9 protein-coding genes and 1 pseudogene are annotated in these 12,882 nt (G+C 42.5%); 6 read left to right on the top strand and 4 right to left on the bottom strand.

All coding sequences use genetic code 11. The annotated features are described in order from the left end of the window. Positions 1–46: 46 nt before the first annotated feature. Positions 47–934 (bottom strand): NAD(P)H-binding protein, encoded by an 888-nt coding sequence (locus AAIH57_RS06180; protein WP_175398659.1) that lies wholly within the window; start codon positions 932–934, stop codon positions 47–49. Positions 935–1,163: 229 nt separating this feature from the next. Here AAIH57_RS06180 and AAIH57_RS06175 point away from each other — a divergent pair, with 229 nt between their 5' ends. From AAIH57_RS06175 to AAIH57_RS06160, 4 genes are all read left to right on the top strand, one after another. After that, entirely contained in the window at positions 1,164–1,805 is a 642-nt protein-coding gene (locus AAIH57_RS06175; protein WP_175398658.1) for a TetR/AcrR family transcriptional regulator, read from the top strand. Positions 1,806–2,088: 283 nt separating this feature from the next. Next, positions 2,089–2,661, top strand: a complete 573-nt coding sequence (locus tag AAIH57_RS06170; RefSeq protein WP_430020947.1) for a TetR/AcrR family transcriptional regulator — start codon at positions 2,089–2,091, stop codon at positions 2,659–2,661. Positions 2,662–2,766: 105 nt separating this feature from the next. Then, a complete protein-coding gene (locus AAIH57_RS06165; protein WP_430020946.1) occupies positions 2,767–3,399 on the top strand; it encodes an NAD(P)-dependent oxidoreductase in 633 nt (210 codons plus the stop codon). A gap of 69 nt (positions 3,400–3,468) precedes the next feature. After that, complete coding sequence (locus AAIH57_RS06160; RefSeq protein ID WP_430020945.1) at positions 3,469–4,377, top strand: oxidoreductase; 909 nt, start codon at positions 3,469–3,471, stop codon at positions 4,375–4,377. Between the two features lie 414 nt (positions 4,378–4,791). On the opposite strand, the gene AAIH57_RS06155 is transcribed toward AAIH57_RS06160, so the two are convergent. Next, complete coding sequence (locus AAIH57_RS06155; RefSeq protein WP_430020944.1) at positions 4,792–6,219, bottom strand: VanZ family protein; 1,428 nt, start codon at positions 6,217–6,219, stop codon at positions 4,792–4,794. Between the two features lie 387 nt (positions 6,220–6,606). On the opposite strand from AAIH57_RS06155, the gene AAIH57_RS06150 reads away from it, so the two are divergent. Beyond that, on the top strand, positions 6,607–8,109 hold the full coding sequence (locus tag AAIH57_RS06150; protein ID WP_430020943.1) for an alpha/beta hydrolase family protein: 1,503 nt from the start codon (positions 6,607–6,609) through the stop codon (positions 8,107–8,109). Between the two features lie 131 nt (positions 8,110–8,240). Here the strand turns inward: AAIH57_RS06150 and AAIH57_RS06145 are convergent. After that, a pseudogene (locus tag AAIH57_RS06145) lies at positions 8,241–8,318 on the bottom strand (hypothetical protein); the annotation flags it as partial. A gap of 323 nt (positions 8,319–8,641) precedes the next feature. Continuing rightward, the gene (locus AAIH57_RS06140; RefSeq protein ID WP_430020942.1) at positions 8,642–11,602 is read right to left on the bottom strand and encodes a hybrid sensor histidine kinase/response regulator; all 2,961 of its coding nucleotides are present in this window, start codon (positions 11,600–11,602) and stop codon (positions 8,642–8,644) included. Positions 11,603–12,194: 592 nt separating this feature from the next. Between AAIH57_RS06140 and AAIH57_RS06135 the strand changes: the two genes are divergently transcribed. After that, positions 12,195–12,719 (top strand): hypothetical protein, encoded by a 525-nt coding sequence (locus AAIH57_RS06135; RefSeq protein WP_430020941.1) that lies wholly within the window; start codon positions 12,195–12,197, stop codon positions 12,717–12,719. Positions 12,720–12,882: the final 163 nt, after the last annotated feature.

The raw sequence follows: 12,882 nt of genomic DNA, 5'->3' as shown, positions 1-12,882 counted from the left end.
GTACTTAGGCGCTCTCATCCGCAGGATAAACAGTATTCTGGAATGTTTAAACAGATTTATTATATACGTCTGCAAAAACTTTCGCAAAGTCTCCGACCTTGACTTTACCGAGGTGGTAGTCGGTGGCACGGAGGCTGGTGTAGAACTCGTCAGCATTCTCGCAGGCGCGGTTCATTTGGGCAAAGCCGTTGGCAGTGTTTTCGTGGAAGCCGATTTTTTTCATATTCTCAGTGAGATCTTCAACGGGGATTGGTTGGTATTTGGCTTCAATACCATTCTCAGCAAGGGCGTTGAGCCAGTCGTTGCCTGTGGCCCAGTCACTAACTACGAACTTCGAGCTTTTACCCGCTGGGGTGTGAGAAATCATGGCGTAAGCGACGTCCGCGATATCAATGGGGCTGACCCAGCCTTGAGGGATGTCAACTGAAATTGGACTGAAGATGGTTTGCTGGGTTTTGAGGCTTTGTATGTCGGCAAAAAGATTGCTGTAAAAGCCGACAGGGCGGATGTGGACAACGTTCACGCCTTCAAGCGAGTTTAACGCGTCTTCTGCAAAATGATAGCTGTAGAGAATGCCGGCGTTTGGGTTGTCGGCGCCGACTGAGCTGAGGTTGACGACGTTTTTTACGCCTGATTTTAGCACAGCGGCCTTATAATTTTCAGCAAGATCAATGGCGGTCTGCCACATGTCGGTGCCAGAGGTATAATTGATTCCCGAAATCATGAGGTAAACGACGTCGCTACCTGCAAAGGCCTGCGCGAGGAATTCGACGTCGAGGTTTGAGCCGACCGCCGGTTTGGCACCGAGCGCTTCGATGTCGGCGATACGATCTTTGGAGCTTGTGATGACGGTGACATCGTGGCCGTCTGCGATTAGGGATGGGAGGTAGTTACGGTTGATATTGCCGAGTGAGCCGAGAACTGTGATTTTCACTGTGTATTTCTCCTTTTTATGTGTGATTTCGCGGAAGGGATATCGCTTCTGAGACCGTTATCCCTTCCTCGATTGGATATTCATTACAAGAGAGATTATACAACTATAAATTAACTAAGTAAACTAATTTAACGAAATTAGTTAATTTAATATTTTAATTAAATATTGTTTATTGATACAGCAATTTTGATATAATATGATTTGATGAGCATTAGAGGAGGCTTCAATCGTGAGAAAACCCGTTAGCGCAGATCAATATCTCAATAAAATCAAACCTGTAATTAGAAGAACCAGATTCAGCCAAATGAAAATTGACGATATCGCAAAACATATGGACATTAGTAAAGTGACGCTTTACAAGCACTTTTCATCCAAAGATGAAATCATCGAACAGGTTGTAGAGTATGGAATTCAGTATTTGCAGCAGGCTGACACTGTTGTATATGATGATTCCATTTCATATATTGATCGATTTCAAAAAACGTTTCTGGAATCGTTAATAGGTGTTATTTATTTATCCGATTTGTTCCTGCAAGACCTCAAGGAGTTTTATCCACGACTTTTTGAAAACATTTCCGTTGCTCAACAAAATAGAATTAAAAATTTACAATCTTTTTTTCAATCCGGTATGGATAAGAAGATTTTTAACAGAATGCACGCTGCGCTGTCCTTAGTTCAAGATGATGCTACGCTTCGGCGCATTATGGAACCGACCTTTAGTATTCAATGGTATGATCTCACCTTGAAACAAGCCGTTATGGAATTTTATAAAATGAAACAGTATCAAGTGATTAGTCCTGAGTATCTGGATACTGTTGACGATTCCGTTATCGAAAAAGAAATCACTCGCATTTTACAAACCATTTCATAGACGCGTTCGTTTCCCCCGACTTGTTCTTATTGATGCTGTCGTCTCGTTATCGAGTAATCGTTGTCAAATTTGTAGCTTATAACGCTAAGAAAGCCATCCGTGTAGATGACCATTAAACTTGTCGGTTGCAGACAGCGCGGTGAAACGTATCCAAGTAGAGCGAATTTTTAGGCTGAGATTCTTTCTCGGGGCGTCAAATTTGGGGGCGGGTAAAGAAAAAGCCCCAACCAATCAAGCAATACTTAACGTTGACAATAAATAAACGATCGTTTATTATTGCTTCATGAGATATAGAGATGATAACAAAGTCGAAGCAATATTTGACGCGACCATACAGCTAATTAATGAGATCGGTTTCTCTGATACGTCGATATCAAAAATCGCCAAAAGAGCGAGTGTATCGGCAGCGACGATTTATATTTACCATGAGAACAAAGAGGATCTGCTCTACAAGACTTACTTGAAGATTAAAGGCAAGATGAGCGAGGAAATGTTTCAGGGAGCGGATCATACCCGAACAGTTTACGAACGATTTGAGGCCATCATCCGCAACTATGTTGATTTTATTCAATCCTTCAAAGAATACTTTTTGTTTCTGGAGCAAATAATGAATTCGCCTTTGCCCCAGAAATGGTGCCTAGAGGATACGGCAAGTCAGTTTCAACCGATCTTCGAGATGTTTGAAGACGGCATCCGACAGGAGATCTTGAAGAAGGAGGATATTAACATGCTAATTGCTTACTCCATCTTGCCGATAGCCGAATTGTTGAAAACACATTTGAAGAACGGGACCATGTTGAATAATAAACAATTAGACTCTGCCATCAAGATGAGTTGGGACGCTATTAAGGCATAGTAAATTATTTTAAGCGATGCTACGCATCGCTGTTCTTTCCACCAATAAATAAATGAATATTCACTTATTACTGGTGAGATACAGATAAAAGAGAGGCAATAAACTATGAAGTTTACTATCTTTGGAGCTAGTGGGGGTACGGGCTTACAGCTAATTGACCAAGCGATTAACAAGGGACATACCGTAAAAGCCTTTGTACGTGCCGCAGATCGAATCCCGTTTACCCGGGAGGGATTAACAGTTGTAGAAGGCAATGTATTTAGTGAAGATGATGTAGGATCGGCTGTTGAGGGGCAAGATGCGGTGTTTGTAGCTTTAGGAGCCACAGCAGGAAGTCCTTCAGATCTATGCTTACGTGGGACTCGTTCAATAGTGAATGCGATGAGAAGGCATAAAGTAAAGAGACTGGTCGTTCTTACGGGCTTTGGCACCAGCAGAGAAAGCAGGAATCAGCTTGGAATTGGGATGAGAATGATTGTAAAACTAGTTTCTTTAATAACGTTCCGCGAGTTTTACGATAAGGAAAGGCAGGATGGTATTGTACGGAAAAGTGGATTGGACTGGACTATCGTTCAGCCTTCAAGGCTCACCAATGAGCCGGGCAAAGGACGTTATAAGCACGGTGGTTTTACTCCTTCCATGCTAGCTAAAATTTCTCGTAACGACGTGGCTAGATTCATGATCGATTCAGTCGAACATGCTCGGTATATCAAACAATTCTCGTTTATTCACGACTGACTGATACAGCTTTGCATGTAGTAAGGACCCGATTACATATAAAAAAATAATCTTTCGGAGGAATAAATCATGAGACCAAACTGGACGCCTGACGATCTCCCAAACTTAAGTGGAAAAACCGCTATCGTGACGGGAGGCAATGGCGGGGTAGGCTATTATACGGCATTAGAGCTAGCGAAGCACGGTGCCAAAGTGATCATTGGAAGCCGTGATCCTAGGCGCGGCGAAGAAGCAATCATAAAGATGAAACAAACGGCGCCAAATATAGATGTGACAGTGGAGCCATTGAACTTGGCTGATCTGAAGTCAGTTCGAAGCTTTGCCGACACGATCCACGGGAAAGTGAAAGGAATAGACGTCCTTATAAACAATGCTGGGGTAATGGCAGTTCCTACTCGTGAACTGACGGCCGATGGTTTTGAAATGCACTTTGGAACCAATCATCTTGGACACTTCGCGTTGACAGGTCTGTTATTGCCGTTAATTGAAAAGAACCACGGTCGAATCGTTACCGTTAGCGCACAGTCAGCTCAAATGGGTGATATCGATTTTTCTGATTTAAAAATGGATAAGAAATACAGACCAATGGCAGGATACAATCGCTCGAAACTTTCAAACATACTGTTTGCCCGAGAATTAAATCGACGTGCGAAGAAGAAAGGTATTACTTCTATAGCAGTACATCCTGGTACAAGTCCTACAGGAATCGGGAGAAACGCACCGAAGGGAACCAAAGCATTTGGACTGCTATTAATGAAAATATTTGGTACTCCTCCGGAGCAATCATCTTGGCCATCACTTATTGCAGCCACGGATTCAACAATCACCGGAGATATTTACGTAGGGCTAGGAATGAATCCTCTAAAGGCTAAGAAACCAAAGATTGTAGATTTCCCCAAAAAGGCATTGGATGTGCAGCTTGCGGAAAAACTTTGGTTACTATCCGAGAAGTTAACCGGAGTACATTACGACTTGTAAAAACTATCAAAGAGGGCTCCTTTTTTCGCCTATAGACCCGTTAAGATGAACCTATCACAGATGCCAGGTCATACGCAAACGGGAGTCGTTAATTTCAAAATAGCATGGAGCAGTTGGCAGGTTGGCAGCTGGCTTAGTACTTAAAACACAAAATAATGTTTTTGTTATATAACAAATAGAAACCATCGGTGCTTTGCCACAAAGAATTTCTAGCTATAAAGGGTGTTCAATCATCCATAGTTATAAAACGTTAACGCGGTGTCGTCTTAAATAAATTAGATGTAAAATAGGCTGTCGAGAGTTTCTCGACAGCCTGAGCCGTTAAGATAGCGGCTCTCGTTGGGAATATGTTCAAGTAACTTCAAAGCTCGTATTTGAATAGATGGAGCATTTAGTTCGAAGGTAATACAACTTTTAATTCTTCATGGCCGGAATCAAGGTGCTCCATTCCGCCCCGTTAACGGTTCCCTCAAATTGGTACACCGGCTGGTAGTAACCTTTTGAATCATAGGTATAGGTCAGTTCATAACCTTTCACTATCAGTTCGTCGCCTGCTTTCAAATCATTATAGATGGAGAAATTGCCTTTGAGAATTTCTTCATATGCCTTAGCCGGACTTTCAACATCTACTGAACGGATATACGCGTTTTTATTCATGGAATAGAACAATTCCTGTGGAATTAGACTTTCTGCTGCAGGAACTATGATGATCATTCCGTTATCAAAGTCTTGCTGCCCTGTTATCATATCTGCATTGGTCATATGCAAATCCCACCGAACGGTGTCTTCATTTTGAGTACTGAATTCTGCGTTCTTAGGCAGTAATCCATGTTGACTTAGCCACTTGACATAAGCTTCGCCTTTTTCTGTAAGAATTTCGGGTTCCATTGAGCTTGATGACCTCTGATCACGTGCCAACCACCAGTTACCGCTGTTTACGTTGTAATTAAACGTGTACTCTTTTCCGGTACTGTCATACAGACTCCATATCCGGTTGAAACCATCTATGGAAATACGACCACGCTGTTGTAGTTGAAAATGATCTTTCATTAAAGAAGCCATCTGCTTGCCATATTCCATGTTGTGAATTTCATGGCTCCGATATAGTGGTGCTGATTCGCCGTAGTCAGGCAGCTTCGTGTCCAGCATGACGCTGACCTGATTCATCTTCTGGGAAGTCGCCGGACGTACGGAAAGATTGCCGAGTTCTTTACTTGAGTAAATGATAAATGCTCCCGTAAATAATAGCGTAAAGGCCAATGGAATGCAGACCGCACTAAAGATTGCTTTGAAAGAGATTTTTTTCTGCTTCAAGATATCGAGGATCGCTCTCATTAACCCGTATCCGGCTAAACTGCCCAGTGTATTGTGCAACAGATCATCCAGTTCGAAGATTCCCCTGCCGGTAACCATCTGGAAGGCTTCAATACCTAGCGTGACAAGAAGCGATATAATAAATACCAACTTGAAACGACGCGTCTTCATCCCGAGAAGCGGGAGCAAAAAGCCTAGTGGTGCAAACATCAACATATTGAAAATGATAAGCTGAAATTCGCTGAGTGACCATTGATTCCATGCACTTACATAGCCGCTAAACAACTCCAGGTTAACCCAGCCATCAAAATGAGCACCTCTGCTGAAAGTAGTTAACATCATGACAATGATCAGCCAGCCGAGAATCGAAAATGACGCTATAAATTGCCAGATGGTTATGATGCGTTTGCCTCCCATTTTCCTGTAAACCTTGTACGCTAAATACACCACTCCAAGGACAATCAGACCCACTGCCAATGCAACACCCGCAATCGGCAGTAGTCTATGTATCACTTGACTGAAATCCATCTGTAACTCCTCCCATGTTATCCGCTAAACTTAGCAGTTTTTATGGTTTAAGTATACCGAAAGCCAAATGCAGCTCCTATCTATTAAGCTTTCACCAGTCTTTCAATAATGTAAGACTGCGGCTGCGACTGATCCGCTGAACATCCGAGTGATTATTTTGTAAACCAAAAAGCAGCTGATCAAAATGATCGGCTGCTTTTGCTCAACTAACGGGCGCAGTTTACTGGGGTAGAAGAAAAAGGTCTGCAAGAGCAGTCTCAGGTATGGTTACCACTTCATGGTTACGTGCTAAGTAAGCGTCTTACAAAATTGTAAGGTAAATTAAAGGCAAATCGATAGCTTAGGCTAGCGTGGCAGGATAATATTGGAGAAAAAAGGAGAATCGAGATGAGGCTGTTTGAACTGTTGCTTTTTTTGTCAAACATCGGCTTGATTGCTTTAACAGTCCTCTTAAAAAAAGGACGGCGTAGAATTCCAGTATTCGCTGCAAGCGGGATCGCCACACTTTTACTGGGCATTCATTGGACGGTGGAAGGATACAGAGTTCAGCTATTTTTTCCATATTGCATAACGATCATATTTTTAGTCATTTCAGGTTGTAGCTATTTCAAAAAAAGCGGCCCCAAAAAAATCCCACGATTCATGTTGGGCTCAGCTTATACAGCAATAGCGATATTGCTGGTCGTAACAGCAGGTCTCATGTATGCTTTTCCTGTATTTAAACTACCTGAACCGACAGGCGAATTTAAGGTAGGAACGCAAACTTTTCATCTCATGGATACAAATAGGGAAGAGATTTTCGACGAAGCCAGAGATGGGAAGAGAGAATTGATGGTTCAGGTATGGTATCCGGCTCAAGATGGAACCGGCAAGTACGCACCTTTTATTCCCGATACCCGGATTTTACAATACATGGCCGCGGACTATGGCCTTCCCGGGTTTACTTTTCAACACCTGAAGTACGTATCCAGTCATGCCTATTCGGGGGCCGAAGTCTCTTCGGTACAAACTTCATATCCGCTGATCCTTGCGAATCCCGGCAACGGCTCTTCCAGGTTCCTCCACACGTCGCAGGCCGAAAATCTCGCGAGTCACGGATATATCGTGGCCGTGATCGACCACACCTACAATACATTCGCAACCGAGTTTCCGGACGGGCGAATCACGACCAGCACAACCGACGACTTATTTTCGCCCGGCCATGATTACCAGACGAGTAGAGGAAATCGCGACAAGTTGGGAAAAGTTTTAACCGACGATGTGACGTTTACGTTGGACCAGTTCGAACTCATCCAATCGGGGCAGATTCCAAGTCATCTAAAAGGGCGGATGGATCTCGGTCATGTCGGAGTGTTCGGTCATTCCATCGGCGGAGCAACGGCCTATGACGCATCATACGATCCGCGAATCGCGGTTGGAATAGACCTTGATGGAGGACTTTATCGTCTGCATGACAGAGAGGATCTGCGAAAGCCTTTTTTGTTCCTCAATTCGGAAAGCTATTTCGAAAAATTAAAAAGGGTGATGGATAACCGGGTCTACACGGATTCAGAGCTTAAGCGTATGGGCTCAACAAGAGAGTGGGAGGATCAAGTAACGGAAGATAAAAAGTTGGAGCTTGAACGGATGCGCCAAACGGTCGACGAAGGGGGACAATTCCTCTATATCGAAAATACGGAGCATTTGAATTTTGCCGACATACAGTTCATTTCTCCGATCTTCGACAAGCTGGGCATTACAGGAAAGATTGCGCCCGAAAAAGCGAACTCCGTAATCAATGCCTATATGCTGGATTTTTTCGATATGTATCTGAAAAATCAAGTCGGAATCTTAATGAAAGGACCGGATACCCGTTTTCCGGAGGTGAAGTTCGTAACCTCGCTATTATAAATTACCGAACGTTAGTTCAATTAAGATAAAAGGCAGCGGTCATACTAAAGTGTACCCTATGTAAAGGACATTTCTAAAAAGACCTACATGGCTTGAAGAAGGTGATCTCTGTATTCTACAGGGGCCATCTTTTATAAGTTCCATTGGTATCTGTAGTGATTATAATAAGTCATATAGGCTTTAATTTCTCGTTTAACCTCATCTAATGTTGTGCAGTTGCTCAGTGAAACTTAATTCTTATTTGTTCGGAGCTAAAAATGAAAGTTCTAGCTTTGTTACGCTAACGGGAAACGATAGCATGAAATATTGAATTATGCAAGGGATACCGAGCAGCAACTTATTATTTCGCGAGTGTGATATCAGGTATTCCGGCGATCACTTCTCTTGTACTAATCATTTTGTTTACTTTATGATTAATGTCATCAGCAAAATATTGGAGGGATCTCGAAGAAGCATTTTCTGCCTTCCTGATTAATACACCTGCCTAATAAAAAGGAGAATTGCCTGTATATAGGCAGTTCTCCTTTTTACATTATTTCAGTTTAGCTATAGATTCTGCCGGAATTCTAAACGAAACGGTTGTGCCTTGATTTTTCTTGCTTTGAATGTTCAAGCCGCTGCCGAAGGTTTGCATAAGTCGATGATTTGTATTGTACAGTCCGATGCCGCCCTTTCTCTGCCCGGGAGCATTCCATAGTTGGGCGACTTGGTCTGGTTCCATTCCAATCCCGTTATCCGCCAATTCAACGACAATGAAATCTTCCTGCCTTTCAATCTTTATCCGGATTGTACCACCTTTGACTCTGGTTACAATACCGTGCCGGACGGCATTTTCCAATATCGGTTGAATCGTTAAAGGGGGGATAAGTACGTTAATATTCCAGTCCACTTCCCATTCGATGTTCAATCGAGCTCCGTAACGTTCCTTTTCTACGTATAAATAGGCCTGTATAAGTTCAAGCTCCTGCTGGAGCGGTATCAGACGATTTTTATTTCGGTAATGAAAGCTGATTTGTAGATAGGTGCTAAATGAATCCACAAGCTTGCGCATACGATCAATGTCGATGTCGCTAAGTGCGACAATCGAATTCAACGTGTTGAACAAAAAATGAGGATGAATTTGTGCCTGCATATACGCGGCTTCCATGCTTAGACGATCATCAACAGAGTGTTTTAAAGTAATCAGCGAATGGATGCGGTATCTTAATTCCACCGGGTCGACTGGTTTTGTGACATAATCGTTAGCCCCAGACTCAAAGCCGGCATACACATCATTCGATTCACTTCGGGCCGTCAGTAGAAGTACGGGCAACTCAGAAGCATTGTAGCGCTCTCTTACAGCGCGTGTGAGTGCATAGCCAGACATTTCAGGCATCATTACGTCAGCGATGAGGAGATCCCAGGATTGCGTACCGAGGAGCTCAAGCGCTTCAATCGCTGAAACAACGCATCTTAGATGATACGACTCTGTAGATAGGATGCCGGCCAAAACTCTCAGGTTAATAGGGTCGTCATCAACAACCAGAATACTCACGGGATGTTCGGTCGACAGTGATCTTGTTTGCATCCTCACCGAGACAGGTCTTTGCTTGTAGTCGGCGCTGGCTGCAATTTCGTTTAAGGTATCTCTCCCGACAAGAGGAAGGAAAACCGACTGTATACTGTTTTCTACGTCCATATCGGCAGACGGAAGTGTGAATTCAAACGTCGTTCCTATATGTTTCTCCGATATAACGGTGAGCTCTCCGCCATGAAGTTCAACGAGCTCCTTGCTAATGCTCAGCCCAAGTCCGATCCCCCTGGCGTCATTTAATCCTTGCTCACCCTGTTCATATGGAAGAAATATACGCTTGATGGTTTCTTGATCCATTCCAATGCCCGTATCCGTTACTTGGATAGTTACTCCGCTTCCCTCAGGATAAGCGGTTACCGTAATTTCCCCATTCTCCGTGTATTTGATCGCATTATGAACCAAGTTCAGTACAATTTGAAACAGCCGCTTTTCATCTGCGTGAACGGCAGGGAGCGAATTGGGAATATCAGCTTTTAACTGTACAGATGAACCTTCCATCATAAATTTTAATAGATCAAACACTCCGTTTACGACAGATATGAAAGAAGTTCTACTCGGATACAGCTGAATTCGCTTCTCTTTAAGGTGAGTGATATCCAAGAGATCATTTAACAAATGGGACATCTGGTAACTGACCTTAACCAGAAGATCTAGGTCTTCATTACTCTGTTTACTGAGTGTTTCTTTCTCACGTTCTGCAAGGCTTATCGCAATATTCGTGATTCCATGCAGTGGTGTACGCAGTTCATGAGAGGTATTGGCAAGAAATCGATTTTTCATCTGATCCGCCAGCTGCAGCTTATCGTTTAATTCACTGATTCGTTGGTTGTTACGAACATACCGCTTAAACCAATAGGCAGAAAACCCGATAATGGCCGCAAGTACATCGATTGGATAATAAACAGCAGGAAGTGCCGTATATCTACTAATAGCTCCCCAGATTGAGCTGGCCAACACGCCGCTGGCCGACAGGAGTAAGAAAATAGAATCTTCCTTGTTCTTTATAACCATTTGAATAAAGAGAAAAAGGGACGTTATCATCGGCAGTAAGTAAAAAACACTAAACACTTTGTACTCTACAATAAAATGAACCCATTGCACCGGTATGATAAAGATCAGAACGGTATACAACGCCAAAAGCACACTGAATGCGGTAAATAAGCCACTGTGTTTGGGAGAGGCAAAACGTCGACTCATTTTCAAGATAAAATAGGAAAGCCATGAATAAGAAAGTACGGATACTTTAACTTCCCATGTATAGTTTAATGGGAACACCTTCAGCAGAAGGGTATCGTTTGATGCTGCTACGGTTAAAGCAGCAGAGACAAGCAGCAGAAAAAAGTCAAGCAGGGACCACTGCCTCGGGTTGAATGAGTATATAATACAGCAATATAATCCGTGCAATATAAGGATGACAATCATGATGAGCTGGAAATCAACGGATGCCCCGTTTTCTTTCTGGATCGCCAAGTGGGACCCCAACTTGATCGGCTTAACGATTCCCCCAGCGTATGGGTGATCATAATTAGCCACTCGGATGAGTATATCCAGTTCATGGGTGTTTCGATCAGGCATATAATCGACGATAAACGAGCTTCGGTTTGGCAGGTAAGTCTGACCGGACTCACCAGTATTCCCCATGGATGCGATCGTTTCACCGTTGATATCCAAAGTGGCTGCAGATTGGATTTCTTGAACCCAGAGTGATATAGGGGCTGAGAGTGGACGATCCAGCAAAATGCGAAGCTGGTATGTTCCGAAGCCATATGAAGTTTTTGTTTCATCTCCCCATGCGTTTTTCCAGTCTCCCGGAACAGGCAAAAGGAGAGGCTTATCCGATTTCGCCATTTCGTGTTGTTTTGCAAACGTATCTGAATGGAAAATCCATTCTCCGTTGAGATTGATGGGTTTGGAACCCAATAAATCCCAGTCCCTCAAATCGAGAATACCATTAGATACTTGCGGCTGATCTGTTGGAGGGGCATAAGTCACAAGCCAATGCCAACGGATCCCAAGGAGTAACGACAAAAAAACAATAAATGTAACAACATACTGAATTAGCTTAGAAATTTGAGTTTTATCGAGTAGGGTTCTCACGTTCACGTTCCTTTAATAAATTCTTACTTTCCAATATAAGCAATATGGAAACGTCAGTACAGCCGTATATTGGTAATTTTAGAAGAGACAGAACTTTTACCTATGGAATCGTATGAATGATTCTAGCCTAATTGATCCAAATCTGAATGTTTAAATCATAGCGTAGCATATTGTAAGCAGGGCGGTAATACCTTAAATTTGATACATTATCACTGAAAAAAAGAAGTGATAGATCAAGTACATATTGTCGAGAGACAAGAACATAGTCCAATCGACGATTAGGCAAATATCTAATCATCATTTTAGCCGTTAATTCATTAAGCTAACGGGCAGAATACTTTAATACATTTTTAATGAGATGATGTAACTAATACGGCAAAATCACGTTTATTGTTTTAGAGTTAGGGGGCTTGTGATGCATCATAAAAAGATATTTATTATATTTGTTACGGGATTTGTAGCTTTACTAGTGGTGCTCATTTATTTAACTCCTTTTGTAGGAAAACTCGTAGCAAATACAAGATTTGAAGGATACGCTACGAGCGTAGGTATTAGAATTACAAAGAAATCGCCACCTCTTCCCAGTGTTACTTCGGGGCAAACCCAAATTCCAGTTATCCAGAGTAGTTATTGTTGGAGCAATTTAGGATGTGCAGATTATGCAGGGGGAAGAACAATGTTACAAGGGGTTACTCCTACTGTTATAACTCCTGAAGGAGACATTGCAGTTTCTTTTGCTTATAAACCGGCACCTAAACGTTTGAACATTCAGCAATTTTTCGACGATAAAACATTACAAATTCCTTTGAAAAATGACTCTTTTAATGCACCAAATGAACAAGGTACGTATTACTACGAGATTTCAGCCTTCTGGACAACCGATGATGGGAAATTTTCGCTGGGGGATACATCAGCAGTTTTTGTTATTGAAGTTAGATGATTAAACTAACGGGAAACGATAGCTCAATAAAAAACCAACAAAGCAGCTGACCAACGTGATCAGCTGCTTTTGTTCAACTACGGGTAAGATAGTTGAAGATTATTCGCGGTGAAACTTATCTCAAGTAGCGCGAACCATATTATTGCGATTTCACTACTAGGTT

It is taken from the genome of Paenibacillus sp. MABNR03 (assembly GCF_050455445.1).
Taxonomy (GTDB): Bacteria; Bacillota; Bacilli; order Paenibacillales; family Paenibacillaceae; genus Paenibacillus; species Paenibacillus xylanilyticus.
This window is presented reverse-complemented; position numbering and strand designations above follow the sequence as displayed.